The organism is Hydrogenobacter sp. (assembly GCA_041287335.1).
In the GTDB taxonomy this organism is placed as follows: domain Bacteria; phylum Aquificota; class Aquificia; order Aquificales; family Aquificaceae; genus Hydrogenobacter.
Window position 1 is genome coordinate 62,552 of the sequence record JBEULM010000047.1, and the last position, 16,220, is coordinate 78,771.

Here is a 16,220-nt window from a genome sequence, read left to right on the forward strand (position 1 = left end):
TTATATATGCCTCTTGATTTTGAAAGGGAGTATGTGGAGCTTTACCAAAAAGTTGATCAATTCAAGCGTTTGTATCAACTCGGTGACAGAGAAAAAGAGGGGGAACTTAGAAGGCTACAGAGGGAATTGAGGAAAAAAGCGAGGGAAATTTACAAAAAACTTGATCCCTGGAGTAAGGTACTTGTTGCTCGCCACCCTCAAAGACCTCATACTATGGACTATATAAGCCTCACTTTTAAAGACTTCATAGAACTGCACGGAGATAGATGTTTTGGTGATGACAAATCTATAGTTGCTGGTTTTGCTTACTTTGATGGTGTGCCTGTAGCTGTCATAGGTCACGAAAAGGGTAGAAGCACTAAAGAGAAAATGGAAAGAAACTTTGGCATGCCTCATCCGGAAGGATACAGAAAGGCTATAAGGGTTGCCAAGCTTGCTGAGAAGTATAATATGCCTGTGATAACCTTCGTTGATACACCTGGAGCTTACCCAGGTATAGGAGCAGAGGAAAGAGGGCAGTCTGAAGCTATCGCTCAAAGTCTTTACACCTTCGGCTATCTAAAGGTACCATCTATAGCTGTAGTTATAGGTGAGGGTGGATCTGGAGGGGCTCTCGCCTTGGCAGTTGCCAATAGGATACTTATGCTTGAAAACGCTATCTACTCAGTGATATCCCCAGAAGGTTGTGCTGCGATACTTTGGAAGGATCAGTCTAAAGTAAAGGAAGCTTCCCACGCTCTAAAGCTTACAGCTCAGGATCTGTTAAAGCTGGGTGTTATTGATTATATCGTCCCTGAACCTTTGGGAGCTTCTCACATAGATCCAAAAAGGAGCGCAAAGGTGTTGAAGTATTTTCTGAGGAAGTGTTTAAGGGAACTTATCTCTAAGAGTGGGCAAGATATACTCAAAGATAGAATAAAAAAGTTTGAAAGTATGGGAGCATTTTTGGAACAATGATCGCTGTGATTCACGGACATTTCTACCAACCTTACAGGGTAAATCCTTACGTTGGTGATGTTATGCTTGAAGATACCGCATACCCTTATGACAACTGGAACGAACGCATATACAGGGAGTGCTATCTTCCCAACGCATACGCTCACTATAGGATAGATACGAAGGTAAAAAACATAATAAACAACTATACAAGGATAAGCTTCAACTTCGGATGGACACTTTTAGATTGGCTTGAGAAAAAACATCCCGAGCTTTTGGATAAAATCAGAGAAGGTTCACAAAACGCTATAGCCACATCCTTCAACCACACCATACTGCCTCTTGATCCAGAGGAGGACAAAGAGATCCAAATATTCTGGGGGTTAAGAGCTTTTGAAAAATTCTTTGGTAGGAAACCTAACGGTTTCTGGCTTCCGGAACTTGCTATTGATAGAGAAACTGTTGATGTACTTGTGAAGTACGGAATAAAATACACTTTGCTCGCTCCACATCAGGTAAAAACGAAAGGAAGTTTTCTGAGGCATTATACTCAGAAGGGTCACCTTGACCTTTTTGTGTATGACGGGGAACTGTCTCACGGTGTAGCCTTCGGTGAACTTTTGAGTGATGCGGGAAGTCTTCTTGAGATACTCAAAAGTAAAAGAGAACTGATACTTATAGCGACAGATGGTGAGACCTTTGGACATCACAAAAAGTTCGGTGAGATGGGACTTGCTTATATGTTTGCAAACTCTTCACAATTTGAAAGCTTAGAAGCCTATTACGTGAAGAACACACCCAAACTCTCTGTTGAACTAAACTGGAACACTTCCTGGAGTTGTCCCCACGGTGTGGAAAGGTGGAGAAGCGATTGTGGATGCAGTACAGGAAGTCTACCGGGCTGGCACCAAAAATGGAGGAAACCTCTCAGGGATGGTTTGGAAGCTGTAAGATCAAGAGTGAAAGAATTAGTTTACAACCAGCTGGAAGAATACTTTTTTGACGTGCATAAGGCGATTTTGGGTTTTGTAGATGTAATCTTAGGATCTTCTAAGGAGGAATACTTTAACAGATACGCAAAGCGTGAACTGAGCAAGGAAGAAAAGGTGAAGGCATTGAAGCTCTTAAATGCCATAAAATACGTTCAGCTATCCTTTTCTTCTGATGGATGGTTTTTTGCCGAGATATCCGGTGTAGAAACCGTAAAAAATCTTCTTTTTGCAAAAAGATCCATTGATCTTGTAGAGGACAACACGCTTGAAAAGATACTTCTGAGATACCTTGAGGAAGCTCCCAGTAACATACAAACTTACGGTAATGGTTTAGGTGTCTGGAAAAATCTTGTGATACCTCAGGTCTATTCACCTTACTCCATCTGGCAGTGCGCTCTTGTTATGTACCTTTCCGAGCTAAAAGATCAAAAAGATAGTATAGGCAAATGGAGTTTTGAGATTTTTGAAGATCGCAGTGTCAGACTAAAGGACACAGAAACTGAGGAAGAATTTTTATTTGAGGAGGATCTTGGGAAGTTTGATGTAACCCAGCTTCCGTCTTTGTACGCAAAAGAGATCTTTGAGAAGTGGGCTATGGACTATATAGAGGAAGAAACTGAATTTTTCAAAGACTACAGATTTTTATTGGAAGACATGGTTTTTCACTCAAGAACTCTTAAATTTAGTACAGCTAATCATATGAGGGAAAAGTTAAAACTCTTTTTGAAGTCAGAACTTTTGAATCTCCTTAAGAAAAAAGCCTCCCTCGAACAGGTAAGGGAAGTATTTGAAAGATCTGAAAAGCTTTCTGTAGATATAAAGGATGAACATATCGCAAGGGAGCTTGCAAACTATGTAAAAGGTGTGGCGTTTTACGCTCAAGAGGAAGAACTTATAAAACTCCTTGAGTTCGTCAGAGAATATAACCTTTCTGTCACCAAGCACGAACTTACAATTGATCTGTGGGAAGTACAAAACATGGTTTGGGATAGGCGTGGGAAGATAAAAGAAGGTAAGATCTTTGAGCTTTTGAATATGGAACTACCTTCTTCTCCTTGATTGAAGTCTCTCTTTGAGGGTTTTTTTCTTGGGACCTTTTTGGTCAGCTTTTCCTTCAACACCACTGAAGATCGCCTGTTTGAGCAATCTATCCATTTGTTCTTCTTCTCTCTGCACTTCCTTCTCCACATCTTCTTGGGACTTTACCTCCACCTTTAAAAGATCCGATATGGCGTTTTCTTTAAAGTTCAGCATCATGTTTTCAAAAAGGTAAAAGGCTTCTTTCTTGTACTCCACGAGTGGGTCTTTGGAGGCATATCCCCTCAGATATATACCCTCTCTCAACCTATCAAGTATATGCAGGTGTTCCCTCCAAAGGTGATCAAGATTGTTGAGTAAAACTATTTTTGTGATTTCCGAAAAAAGGTCTTCCCCTAAGCTTGCCTCTTTTTGAATATATATATCCTTAACAGCTTGGGTGAGCTTCTCTACAAGCTCTTCCTTGTCCCTGGCTTGTGGTATATCCAGATCTCTGCCAGTAAGTTCCTTAATATAGTCCGCAAGGGCTTTTGTGTCCCAAAGTTCTGGCTCTTCTTCCGGAAGAAAGTTGTGTACCTTTTCCTCAATCAGATCCCTTATAAATTCCTCTACGTATTCTTTGATCCACTTACCTTCCAATATGTCCCTTCTTATACTGTATACTGTAAGCCTTTGCGTGTTCATAACATTGTCATACTCAAATAATCTCTTCCTTATCTGGAAGTTTTGGGCTTCAACCCTCTTTTGCGCGTTCTGTATAGCTTTTGTGACCATCCTGCTCTCTATAGGTTCTCCTTCGGGGATCTTCAAAAACTCCATCATCTTCTTTACTCTGTCCCCCCCAAAGATACGCATGAGATCATCCTCAAGGGAGAGTATAAACCTCGTTTCACCTGGGTCCCCTTGCCTTCCTGCCCTTCCTCTGAGCTGATTATCTATTCTGCGCGATTCGTGTCTTTCAGTACCTATAACCAAAAGTCCACCAAGCTCTATAACTTTCTTTTTCTCTTCCTCCGTTACTCTGTATGCCTCCTCCAGAGCTTCTTTCCACTCTTCCTGTGTAGCTGTCTCTAAGGTTTTACCATTCTTGGTAAGTATCTCCTTAGCCAGGTATTCTGGATTACCGCCGAGAAGTATATCCGTTCCCCTTCCAGCCATATTTGTAGATATGGTTACAGCCCCGAGCCTGCCAGCCTGCGCTATAATCTCAGCTTCCTTTTCGTGGTGTTTGGCGTTTAAGACGTTGTGAGGTATCCCAGCCTCTTTGAGTAGTTGTGAGAGATGTTCAGAATCCTCTATAGAAACTGTACCTACCAAAACGGGTCTTCCTCTTTTATGTTCTTCTTTTATATAATTTACTACGGATTGCCATTTTTCCCTTTTCGTTTTGTAAACGAGATCCGGATGGTCATACCTTTTAACAGGTTTGTGAGTCGGTACTACAACGACATCAAGCCCATATATCTCCTTAAACTCAAGAGCCTCGGTTTCTGCTGTACCTGTCATCCCCGAGAGCTTCCTGTAAAGTTTGAAGTAATTTTGAAAAGTTATGCTCGCCAGCGTTTGATTTTCCTGCTGAATAGGAACCCCTTCCTTTACCTCAATAGCTTGATGGAGACCGTCACTCCACCTCCTGCCTGGGAGAACCCTTCCTGTAAATTCATCCACTATAAGCACTTCCGAATCCCTAACTATGTAGTGAACATCCCTCTTGAAGAGCTGGTGCGCTCTTAAAGCCTGACTTATAGCGTGGAGCAGATCTATGTGCCTAACGTCGTATAAGTTATCAATGCCTAAAAGCTCTTCAGCTTTTTTTATACCTACTTCCGTGAGCAGTACAGTCCTGTTTTTTTCATCCACCGTAAAATCTTCATCCTTTTTGAGCTTCCTGACTACCTGATCGGCTTTGTAGTATGCGGATGTATCTATCTGAGAAGGTCCAGATATAATGAGAGGAGTTCGCGCTTCGTCTATGAGTATAGAGTCCACCTCGTCCACTATAGCAAAGTTATGTCCCTTTACCTGTACTATGTCTTCTAAGGATATCGCCATGTTATCTCTCAGATAATCAAACCCGAATTCATTATTTGTGCCGTAAGTCACGTGAGCTTCATAAGCTTCTCTTCTGTTACACGGTTCAAGTTTAGTAAAGAAGTTTTTCTTCGCTTTTGTGTTTATAAGTTCAGAAGGAAGTATCTCGTCAAAGTATCCTTTAGGCCATACACGGAGATCTTCTTCTATAGCTTCCTTTACGGATTCTTCGCTCACCCACTCTACCTTGTACGATGAGTAGTCAGAATTTATAACGCCTATATCAAGCCCCAAAAACTTGTATATGGGACCCATCCACTGCGCATCTCTCCTTGCAAGGTAGTCGTTTACAGTAACCACATGCACCCCTTCATCCGTCAGTGCATTCACATACACTGCGGAGGTTGCCACAAGGGTTTTTCCCTCTCCCGTCTTCATTTCAGCTATTTTCCCTTGATGAAGTACCAACCCTCCGATCAACTGAACATCAAAGAATCTGAGTCCTATGGTTCTTTTCCCAGCCTCCCTAACTATGGCAAAAGCCAGGATCACATCTTCGGTTATGTCCCCTTTGAGTATGCTCTCCTTGAGGGATTCGTCGCTTGTGACCTTCAGATGAAGCTCTTTGGATAGTTCAACGAGTTCTTTATTGGTAAGCTCATCAAGCTCCCTCTCCTTTTCACTTATCCTTTTTACAAAGGTCCTTAGCCTTTTTACTTCCCTATCACTTTTCGTACCTATGAGCCTTTTTATGATCCAACTTATCATAATTTATAATTATAGGATAGTTTTAGTATATGCTGAGTGAGAAATTCCTCTTATAGCTACACTATGTTCTTACCCAGTGTATCAAGTTCAGACCTGCAAAGATTTATGAAGCTTGTCGATCTTTTATAAGCCTTATACCTCTGTATAGCCACTCTACTCCAAGAAAGCCCCTCTTTGTGTAATACTCCACCTTATCCCCAGGCTCAGCCCTTTCGTAAAAGTCCTCAGATATATTAAAGCTATCACACCACTTCTTTTCGCTGTGAAGCCCATCAAGGAGTAGCTTTGGACCATACTTCACGTGCCAATAGACTGACCTTATCCTATCCTCTTTTCTTTGAGGTTCTGATGTGTCAAACTTGCCGTTTATGTAGGTTAGAAAGAAAAGGCTTATAAAAAAGCTACATACAAAGCACACAAAGGCGGTTTTTAAAATAACCCTCTGAACGAGGCTCTTGCCACCCACTAAAAGGGTACTTATACCCACATATAGCAATGCTATAGGAAACAGGAGCTTGGAGCCTAATATAAAAATCTCGATATGGCAGAGCGTGTCGTATTTGTAAAAACCACCAACTATACCTATTAGAGAAAGTAAGACTGTGATGGCTATGGGAAGCTTGAGGGTAAGAAGGCTTCTCAAGTTGTCTTTATAGTGGTTAGGTTCTGGCAGTTTGTTTATCAAATTTATAAGCTCCTTTATAACTTGTGTGGCTCCTAAAACCCTTTCTTTTTCGACCTCAAAGGGGCTTTTCTTAAAGCTAAAACTGATTGAAACCTTACCCTCTCTTATCTCAAGACTATAAGCTCCAAGGTTGTAAAAGATCTCCTCTACTACTCCGTCAAAGTCCCTGTGAGAGAAAAGCCTATTTGCCCAGGCTTCATCTTCATATTCCACTGAGAGTCCTTTGTAGGTTTCTTGCATAAGTATCCTATCAAACAAATCCCTCCTTTTTATCCTCAAAAAGGCTCTTTGCTTTATATCTTTTTCAAGTTTTATATACCTGCCAGCCCTTGACTCCTTTATTGAAAGACTTACATCCTTCTCCTTTAGATCTCCGCGAGTATAAAAGGGGATAAAGCCCCTCAAGGTTATATTTCCCAGACCTTCAAAATAATTTATATGCTCCCTTCTCTTTTTTATGACAAAGTAGCCTACGAAGGCAAATATAAAAAGCCCTACAAATAAAACGGTCATATTACAACCCTACCTACTCAACAATTTAACACAATAAAGACAAGATTTATGTTATGTTATACACTTGGCGATAACCAAAAATTATGAGTAGTTCACTAAAGTATATTAGTATTTCTCACCTTGTGTGTTTTCTTTGATCACAATGTAAGTGAGGACAAATAGGAGTGAAAGTTCTACCGCAATACCTGTAAGAAAAAGATGAGTTTCAAAAGGATAGTAATACTTGAGTCTAAAAAGAAAGTACCTCAAGAGGTGTTCACAGAAAGCTATGAAGGCATAAGATACTATCAGGGAAAGACGCGTCGCAAATATCCACCTACTTTTTAAAAGCTCAAGAAGAAATGCACTGAAAAGTTTTCCCGACATATTCCATCCGAAAGTGTCATACATAATATCAAGGTAAAGTCCGGAAATTAAGGGTTTTTTAAGATCTGTCCTATCATTCCTGCTGATATATATAAACAGATATACAAGCACGATATCCGGTACGTAAAGGTTTGATGCAAATAAGCCAGTTATTAGTGAGGCTTGCAAGAAGGCTAAAAGTATAGAAATTGTGTAAAACCTCATAACTTTACCTTCACTATCACCACATATTCAAGCCGTCTTATATCAACGGAGGGTGTAACCAACACCTTTTTAAAAAACTGGTCACTCGTTTGCTCCACGCTGAACACGGTTCCTATCACAAAAGCCGGAAGAACCCTCCTTGTATCCCTCAAAAGTACAACATCCCCTTTTTTAATCGGATCCTCAAGGTTTACGTAAAGAAGCTGACCGTACTTCCATCCGCCTCTGTATATGTAGTTTTTCCAAATACCCTCAGTGGTTGAAGAGACGGTGAGATCCTTTGAGTAAACAGTTCTAACCCTTGAGGAGCTACCAAACACCCTATCCACAAAACCTACCAGCCTATCCTTTGAGAACACCACAAATCCCTCCTCCACGCCCTGATCTTTACCTTTATCTATAAGTAAAAAAGTATCCATCCCAGAAGGATCGTATCCCAACACACCCGCAAATATCAGGTTCTTTCCATACTCTTCTCTCTTTATGTTTAGAAGGTCAGAGATGCTTCTTAGAGATGTTTCACACGATCTTAACTCAGCTCTGTAAAGGTAAAGTTCCTGTATTTCCTTTGAAAGCGTCTCGTTCTTTTTCTCCACATTTACGAGGTATACGTATCTGTTAAAAGCTTCTTTTACAGCATTAGCTGTGTAGGTTTTCAGCCGAGTAATGGGCAAAAGTATGTTATAAAAAGTATCAAAGATAAAAGAAAAATACTTACTTGAGGAAACATTTAGAAAGTAGATGGAAGAGCTTAACAAAAAGAGAAGCATGTAAAGGAAGAACCTTTTTCTATTCATTCCATGGATATTCTCTTTATAAGGTCTATCTTATCCAAAACTTTTCCAACTCCTCTTGCCACTGCGGTTATAGGATCTTCACAGTAGTATGTTTTTATCCCTACTTCTCTTTCTATTCTTACATTAAGATTCTTAAGCAGTGAGCCACCACCTGCCAGTACTATTCCCCTTTCAGCTATATCAGAAGCGAGTTCTGGGGGCGTCCTTTCGAGGGTTATCCTTATGGCATTTATTATGGAGCTTATAACATCCTCAAGGGCTTCAGTTATGTCCCTGCTGGCAATTCTTATAGTTTTTGGAAGACCTGTTATATCTCTCCCCTTTATCTCCACCTCCCTCTCTTGATCTTCATAAACCGCACTTCCGAGTTCTATCTTTATCCTCTCACCAGTCTGCTCCCCTATAAACATGTGAAATTTTTTCTTTATATACTGTATTATTGCTTCGTTCATCTCGTCTCCAGCCACCCTAATGGAGTTGGAAACCACTACGCCAGCAAGGGATATAACCGCTATCTCTGTAGTTCCTCCACCTATGTCAACGATCATGCTCCCCACAGGTTCTTCTATGGGTAGTCCGGCTCCTATCGCCGCAGCCATGGGTTCTGGGATCAGATACACTTCCCGCGCTCCAGCTCCTTTTGCTGCATCTACCACAGCCCTCTTTTCCACCTGAGTAACACCAGAAGGTACACCTATGACTATACGGGGCTTAGGTCTGAATATACCTCCACCAATAGCCTGATCTATAAAGTAGGATAGCATCACTTGGGTAGCCTCAAAATCCGTTATTACGCCGTCCCTGAGCGGTCTTATAGCTTGTATGTTTTCTGGAGTTTTTCCAAGCATCTCTTTTGCCTCTCTACCTACCGCTATTACCCTTTTAGTTCTCGTGTCTATAGCTACTATTGAAGGTTCGTAAAGGACTATACCCTTGCTGTCCGAATATATCACCGTGTTGGCCGTACCGAGATCAATGCCTATGTTGTTTGAGAAAAAGCCTAAAAAAGACATAACTTTCTCAAGCATATCTCCTCCTATTTAACATTTTATCAAAAAGGCATTAACTTATAAGTATGCACACAACTATTGGGAAGGTCAAAGTTGAAAGGCTTTTGGGGTTTTTTGAGGGAGAGGATAAAGAAAGTGTAAAGAAAGCCATAGAGTTTATAGAAGAAAGGCACGAAAATCAGGTAAGGGCTTCAGGAGAACCTTATATTACGCACCCTATAGAAGTAGCGCTAACGCTTGCACAAATGGGTCTTGACAGGGATACGGTTATTGCAGGTCTCCTTCACGATGTATTAGAGGATACTCAGACTGCTTATGAGGAGCTAAAAGGGAAGTTTGGTGAAGAAGTAGCGACTATAGTTCAAGGTGTTACCAAACTTGGGAAATTCGTTTTTAAGGATATAGAGTGGCAGAAGGCTGAAAATTACAGAAAACTCCTTTTAGCAACAGCAAAAGATTTGAGAGTCATATTGGTCAAACTTGCTGATAGGTTGCATAATATGAAAACACTTGGGTATCTCAAAAAAGACAAACAGATAAGGATAGCGAAGGAAACACTTGAGATATACGTACCTATAGCGAACAGATTGGGTGTTTGGAAAATAAAGACTGAGCTTGAGGATCTGTGTTTTATGTACCTTTATCCTTCCGAGTATGAGAAAGTGAGGAACTTTGTAGGTGAGAGCAAAAGGGAACTGGAGGATTACTTAAGGAGGAGTTTTATACCAAAGCTGAGAGAAGCACTCAAGCGCTCAAACATCAACGCATATATAACGTACAGACCTAAGCACCTTTACGGTATATGGCAGAAGACGGTGAGAAAGGGCATAAAGTTGGAGGACGTTCACGATATACTGGGTGTAAGGGTTATATTAGATACGCCTCAGGAGTGTTATCTTGTGCTTGGCATAATACACAGCACTTTCAAACCGGTACCGGGCAAGTTTGATGACTATATATCCCTTCCCAAACCCAACCTTTACCAATCTCTGCATACTGCGGTGATAGGTCCTAAAGGTAGGATGGTGGAGGTGCAGATTCGCACCTGGGAGATGCACGAAAGAGCTGAGAAAGGTATAGCGGCTCACTGGGCATATAAGGAAGGCAAGATCCTGAAAGAAAACAGCGTCTATGCTTGGCTCAAAAGCTTAGTGGAAAGCATACAAGGTAGCAAAAATCCGCAGGAACTTATAGAAAATATGAAGATGGAGCTTTTCTCCGAAGAAGTCTTTGTGTTCACACCTAAGGGGGATCTAATGGTGCTTCCAAAAGGCGCAACACCTGTGGATTTTGCATACCAGATACATACGGATATAGGAAATCACTGCGCTGGTGCGAAAATAAACGGCAGAATAGTGTCTCTAAACTACAAACTCCAAAACGGTGATATGGTGGAGATAATCACAAATCCCGGCAAAACTCCAAATCCCGAATGGCTCAAATTCGTCGTAACATCAAAGGCTAAAAACAGGATAAAGGCTTATCTGAAAGAGTTAGAGAAGGAGAGGTATCTCCAAGAAGGAAGACAAGTCGTTGAAAAGCTTGCTACGAAGTTGGACCTCTCAAAGGAAGCTATCCTTGAAAGATTACTTCATGAGCTGAATCTAAAAAGTGAGGAGGAAGCCTTTGTAGCTGTAGGTAGTGGTAAGATAAGCAAGGAGAAAATATACTCCCTCTTTCAACAGAAAGTTAAAGAGAAACAAAAAGAAGAAAAAGGAGAAGACCTCCTTATTATAGACGGTTTGGGAAGCGTGCTACACTCTTTTGGAGAATGCTGTCTTCCCTTGCCAGGAGAGGAAGTTTACGGTGTGGTAACCAAGGGAAGGGGTGTAGTGGTACATTCCAAACTATGTCCTAACCTTCGCTATATACAGAGAAACCTCCCGGACAAAGTAATCTCCGTACTTTGGAAGGTGTCTGGAGGAAAGCATCCCGTAAGGCTCAGGATTGTAGTAAAGGATAGGCTTGGTGTACTTGCAGAGATCACATCAAGTATGTCCAAAATGGGGGCTAACATACTTGAGGCGAAAACCAAAAGCGTAGCCACGGGTATGGCTTTCATGGAGTTTTTGGTGCAGGTGAGCAATTATGCGGAATTTTTGAGGCTTTCTGAAGCTATTAGATCCGTGGAGGGAGTAGAAGTCTGTGAGAGGCTCTTTACCTGAGTTAATATATTCTTCATGCTGGATATTCTTATAAAAGGGGCTTTACTGCCTGAAAAGGGAATTCTTGATATAGCTATAAAAGATGGTGCAATTATCTGCATAGGCGAGAACATACAAGAGACTGCCAAACACGTAATAAATGCTAAGGGTAAAATAGCCATTCCGTCTTTTGCTAACATGCACACACACATATCCATGAGTCTCCTGCGCGGTATAGGAGCAGATCTCGCGCTTATGGATTGGCTTCAGAAAGTTATATGGGTACTTGAAGGTGAGTTTGTATCGCCGGAGTTCGTCAGGGATGGTGCGTTGCTGGGTATAGCCGAAAGCATTATGTCCGGTAGTACGCTCCTGATGGACATGTACTTTTTTGAAGAAGCTGTCGCACAGGTGGCTACAAAAGCGGGTATAAGGGTAGGTTTGGGATTCGGTATTCTTGATTTTCCTACGAAAGTGGCATCTACTATCGATGAGTACATAAAAAGGGCTGAGGGGTTTATCAAAACATTCAAAGGAGAAAAGCTCGTGTTTCCGGTTTTGTGTCCTCATGCAACTTACACATGCTCGCCATCAACCCTTATAAAAGTAAAAGAACTTGCAGAGAAGGAGAATGTGCTTATTCATACGCATGTAGCAGAAACAAAATCCGAGGTGGAGAGCATAAAGGAAAAGTATGGGAAAACACCGGTGAAACATCTTGAATCCTTAGGGTTTTTGTCAGAGAGGGTACTGATGGCACATATGGTTTGGCTTGATGAGGAGGAAAAAGCTATCGTCAGGGACAGAAAGGCGAAAGTATTACACTGTCCTGAGAGTAATCTCAAGCTCGCCTCGGGTATAGCTCCAGCCTGGGAATACATACGCATGGGGGTGCATGTGTGTTTGGGAACGGATGGTCCCGCTTCCAACGATAATCTGGATATGCTTGAAGAAATGTCACTTATGGTCAAGCTACAGAAAGGTTACAGCCTATCAGCAAAAGCCATGGATGCAAAAACAGCTCTAAAGGTAGCAACCTACAACGGTTTTTTAGCTTGTGGAATAAGAGCGGGAAAGCTGGAAGAAGGTTATGAAGCTGATATACTGCTTGTAGATACTGACAAACCACATATGCAACCCCTATATGACCCTGTAGCTCAGATAGTTTACTCGGCAAAGTCATCAGATATAGACACAGTTATATGCAAGGGCAGGGTTCTTATGGAAGGTAGGGAACTAAAGACTATAGACATGGATGAAGTGAGATACGTTGCAAAAAAGTGGAGGGAAAAGATCACGAGCTTTATGATGGGAAAAAATATGTTATATTTTTAGTGAAATCTTGACAAGGAGAGTATCATGGAAGAACAAATGTACGCTGTTCCCTTCAGTCTTGTAGGTTTTTTCTTCACAAGCAAGCCTATCGAGCAGAGTATCAGAAGCGATCTCACGCCTGAAGAGATGGAAAAACTTCAGGATATACTCGCCCGCTTCCTCTTTACAGAAGACATAAAGGTAGCGTTGTATCCCTCAGTAGTACCACCCGATCAGGCTGAGGAAGCCCTTGAAGAGCTTGAAGATATGATGTTTGGAGAAGGTGAGGAGGAATGACAAAGGCTGTACTCTGTGGTGCGCTTGGAAGGATGGGAAGAACCATCCTCAGGCTTTCCCTTGAGTATTCGGATTTTGAAGTAATTGCAGGTGTTGAACACCCAGATTGCATAAAAAGTACCGATTTAGGAGAGGCATCAGGGATAACCGAGTTAAAAGGGAAGCCTTTGACTCCAAGGCTTGAGGATGTCATCTCTTACTGTGACGTAGTTGTAGAGTTTTCTGGAAATGTGTCTGCGGCAGTTGCTCACACCAGGATCGCATCACTGAGTGGTAAAGGGACAGTTGTGGGAACTACGGGTTTTTCCGATCAGGAGCTTGAGGAAATAAGATCATGTTCTGAGAACGCTCCCGTGTTGTTATCACCGAACATGAGCCTGGGTGTAAATCTTCTTTTTAAACTTGTCGAGATCTCAGCCAAAGCCTTAAAAGACAGAAACTTTGATGTGGAAATCTTGGAATTACATCACAGGTTTAAAAAAGATGCACCAAGCGGTACAGCCCTGAAGCTTGCAAGTATACTTTCACAGGCTTTGGGTATTCCATCTTGGGCTATGGTCTTTGGTAGGGAAGGTATAAAGCAAAGAGAAGAGACAGAAATTGGTGTTATGGCTTTGAGAGGTGGTGACGTGGTAGGAGATCACACCGTTTACTTTCTGGGTTTTGGCGAAAGGATAGAACTTACACACAGGGCAACTTCAAGGGATACCTTCGCAAAGGGTGCCATAGAGGCATCAAGATGGATAAAAGGCAAACCGCCGGGTTTTTACTCTATGTTTGATGTGCTTGGAATATGAGTTTCTATGAAGTAATAGAGGACGTAACTGCCGATGCAGGCATACGTGTGAAGGCAAAAACCCTTCAAGAACTGCTGTGTAAAGTTATACTCGCTACCTTTAACGAGATCACGAACATAGATAAAGTACAAAGGAGAGAAAGCTACACGATTGAAGTTAGCTCAAAGATGCCTTACTTACTTGCAGACATTATAAACGAAGCTCTTGTCCTTCATGAAGCTAAGAATTTTGTAGCTTCAGACTGCCAAGTGTTAGAACTTTCCGATGGTCATGCAAAGCTGAAACTCTCAGGCGATAAATTTGATGCGGAAAAAAATGAGCCTAAGCTTGTTATAAAGGCTGCTACCTATCATAGATTGAAGGTGGAAAAAAACCCTGACGGGTACGTGGCTGAGGTGATCTTTGACATTTAAGGACTTTTCTTTTGGTCGTTGATTTCTGACAGACTTTGAAATATTTTTAAATCCCATGTTGGTGGATGAGTTTGATGTAGCTGTCGTAGGTGGTGGGCATGCAGGTATAGAATCAGCGCTCGCCTGTGCTCGCATGGGAGCAAAAACTGTAATGTTCGTTCTGAATGCAGACAGTATAGGTCAAATGTCGTGCAATCCTGCCATAGGCGGTATAGCAAAGGGTATAGTAGTTAGGGAGATAGACGCTTTAGGAGGTGAGATGGGGAAAGCTATAGATAGTGTAGGAATACAGTTCAAGATGCTAAACACACGTAAAGGTAAGGCTGTATGGTCTCCCAGAGCGCAAGCGGATAAGAAGTTATATAGAGAATACATGAAGAGAGTTTGTGAAAATCAGGAGAACCTCTATATAAAACAGGACGAAGTTGTGGATATCATAGTAGAAAAGGACAGGGTTGTTGCTGTTAAAACTAAGCTGGGTCTTGAGTATAGAGTTAGGGCTGTGGTAGTGACTACTGGTACTTTCCTGAACGGCACCATATACATAGGCGACAAAACTTTTCCAGCAGGAAGAGCTTGGGAGCCAAGATCCGAAGGTCTTTCGGACTTTTACAAAAGGCACGGATTTCCACTATTGAGGTTCAAGACAGGAACACCCGCCAGGCTTGACAGGAGAACCATAGACTTTTCGGTGCTTGAGATAGCACCCGGTGATGATCCGCCTCCCAAGTTTTCTTTTTGGACAGAGCCTGTAGGTACTTACTGGTTTCCGAAGGGTAAAAAGCAAATAAACTGTTGGATCACATACACAACACCAAAAACACACGAGATAATACGCAAAAACCTTCACAGGACAGCCCTTTACGGTGGTCTCATAAAGGGCATAGGACCTCGCTACTGCCCGTCCATAGAAGACAAAGTGGTAAAGTTCGGTGATAAAGATAGACATCAGGTTTTTCTTGAACCGGAAGGTTGGGATACCATAGAGATCTACCCTAACGGTCTTTCCACATCCCTCCCTGAGGAGATCCAGTGGGAACTCTACAGGAGTATTCCGGGACTTGAAAAGGTGGAGCTTATAAGACCCGCTTACGCTATTGAGTACGATGTAGTTTCACCTACTGAGCTTTACCCTACGTTAGAAACCAAAAGGATAAGAGGACTTTTTCATGCGGGTAACTTCAACGGTACAACAGGTTATGAGGAGGCTGCAGGTCAAGGTATACTTGCGGGTATAAATGCAGCACTGAGAGCTTTCGGCAAAGAACCTATATACCTGCGCAGGGATGAAAGCTACATAGGTTTAATGGTTGATGATCTCACCACAAAAGGTGTTTTAGAACCATACCGACTTTTCACATCAAGGTCTGAGTGCAGGTTATACCTCAGACAGGATAATGCCATTTTTAGATTGTCTAAACTTGGCTACGAGCTTGGGCTTTTGAACGTAGATCAATACAAACTCATCAAAGAGCTAAAAAAAGAGGTAGAAAACTGGATTGAGTTCTACAAAAGCCAGAAGGTGGCCATAGCGGTAGGATCCGACGTAAGAAGTTACAGTCCTACACAGCTACTTACATCAGAACGTAGCATTGATGATCTCAAAACCTACGGATTTGAAGTACCTCATCATCCATTCGTTAAGGAGGAAGTAGAAATAGAGCTAAGATACGAACCTTATATGGAAAGGGAAAGAAAGCTTAACGAAAAATTGAAGAAACTTGAAGACGTGAAAATTCCCGAAGAAATAGATTATGACAAAGTACCCGGCATAACTAAGGAAGCTAAGGAAAAACTAAAACGCTTTAGACCACTAACAGTGGGGCAGGCATCTCGCATAGATGGTATAACACCTGCCACGATAACATCGCTTCTTGCCTTTCTGGGAAAGTTGGATTGAGATGAGCGACGTCAG

13 protein-coding genes are annotated in these 16,220 nt (G+C 41.8%); 8 read left to right on the plus strand and 5 right to left on the minus strand.

Translation table 11 applies throughout. From position 1 onward, the window contains the following. The first annotated feature begins 6 nt into the window (after positions 1–6). Positions 7–957 carry an acetyl-CoA carboxylase carboxyltransferase subunit alpha gene (locus tag ABWK04_07095; protein ID MEZ0361638.1) on the plus strand — a complete coding sequence of 317 codons (951 nt, stop codon included), beginning with the start codon at positions 7–9 and terminating at the stop codon, positions 955–957. Continuing rightward, a complete protein-coding gene (locus tag ABWK04_07100) occupies positions 954–2,987 on the plus strand; it encodes a DUF3536 domain-containing protein (protein MEZ0361639.1) in 2,034 nt (677 codons plus the stop codon). Before ABWK04_07095 ends, ABWK04_07100 begins: the two co-directional genes overlap by 4 nt. Here ABWK04_07100 and secA read toward each other — a convergent pair. The 5 genes from secA to ABWK04_07125 all read right to left on the minus strand — a co-directional run bounded on the left by secA (position 2,970) and on the right by ABWK04_07125 (position 9,358). Further along, positions 2,970–5,765: a preprotein translocase subunit SecA gene (gene secA, locus ABWK04_07105; GenBank protein MEZ0361640.1), complete on the minus strand. Its 2,796-nt coding sequence runs from the start codon at positions 5,763–5,765 to the stop codon at positions 2,970–2,972. The genes ABWK04_07100 and secA overlap by 18 nt on opposite strands. Before the next feature lie 103 nt (positions 5,766–5,868). Next, positions 5,869–6,963 (minus strand): hypothetical protein, encoded by a 1,095-nt coding sequence (locus ABWK04_07110; GenBank protein MEZ0361641.1) that lies wholly within the window; start codon positions 6,961–6,963, stop codon positions 5,869–5,871. Positions 6,964–7,068: 105 nt separating this feature from the next. Continuing rightward, positions 7,069–7,533 (minus strand): hypothetical protein, encoded by a 465-nt coding sequence (locus tag ABWK04_07115; protein ID MEZ0361642.1) that lies wholly within the window; start codon positions 7,531–7,533, stop codon positions 7,069–7,071. Then, entirely contained in the window at positions 7,530–8,330 is an 801-nt protein-coding gene (mreC, locus tag ABWK04_07120) for a rod shape-determining protein MreC (GenBank protein MEZ0361643.1), read from the minus strand. Before mreC ends, ABWK04_07115 begins: the two co-directional genes overlap by 4 nt. Further along, complete coding sequence (locus ABWK04_07125) at positions 8,327–9,358, minus strand: rod shape-determining protein (GenBank protein MEZ0361644.1); 1,032 nt, start codon at positions 9,356–9,358, stop codon at positions 8,327–8,329. The genes mreC and ABWK04_07125 overlap by 4 nt, the downstream gene beginning before the upstream one ends. A 47-nt stretch (positions 9,359–9,405) precedes the next feature. Here ABWK04_07125 and ABWK04_07130 point away from each other — a divergent pair, with 47 nt between their 5' ends. The 6 genes from ABWK04_07130 to mnmG are packed head-to-tail and all read left to right on the plus strand — an operon-like array spanning position 9,406 to position 16,205. Then, positions 9,406–11,505 (plus strand): bifunctional (p)ppGpp synthetase/guanosine-3',5'-bis(diphosphate) 3'-pyrophosphohydrolase, encoded by a 2,100-nt coding sequence (locus ABWK04_07130; GenBank protein MEZ0361645.1) that lies wholly within the window; start codon positions 9,406–9,408, stop codon positions 11,503–11,505. A gap of 15 nt (positions 11,506–11,520) precedes the next feature. Then, positions 11,521–12,819, plus strand: a complete 1,299-nt coding sequence (locus ABWK04_07135; GenBank protein MEZ0361646.1) for an amidohydrolase — start codon at positions 11,521–11,523, stop codon at positions 12,817–12,819. A 24-nt stretch (positions 12,820–12,843) separates the two neighbouring features. After that, on the plus strand, positions 12,844–13,095 hold the full coding sequence (locus ABWK04_07140; GenBank protein ID MEZ0361647.1) for a hypothetical protein: 252 nt from the start codon (positions 12,844–12,846) through the stop codon (positions 13,093–13,095). Then, the gene (gene dapB, locus ABWK04_07145) at positions 13,092–13,892 is read left to right on the plus strand and encodes a 4-hydroxy-tetrahydrodipicolinate reductase (GenBank protein ID MEZ0361648.1); all 801 of its coding nucleotides are present in this window, start codon (positions 13,092–13,094) and stop codon (positions 13,890–13,892) included. Before ABWK04_07140 ends, dapB begins: the two co-directional genes overlap by 4 nt. Further along, positions 13,889–14,305: an archease gene (locus ABWK04_07150; protein ID MEZ0361649.1), complete on the plus strand. Its 417-nt coding sequence runs from the start codon at positions 13,889–13,891 to the stop codon at positions 14,303–14,305. Before dapB ends, ABWK04_07150 begins: the two co-directional genes overlap by 4 nt. A 55-nt stretch (positions 14,306–14,360) precedes the next feature. Continuing rightward, positions 14,361–16,205, plus strand: coding sequence for a tRNA uridine-5-carboxymethylaminomethyl(34) synthesis enzyme MnmG (mnmG, locus tag ABWK04_07155; GenBank protein ID MEZ0361650.1), 1,845 nt, complete (start codon positions 14,361–14,363; stop codon positions 16,203–16,205). Positions 16,206–16,220 lie beyond the last annotated feature (15 nt).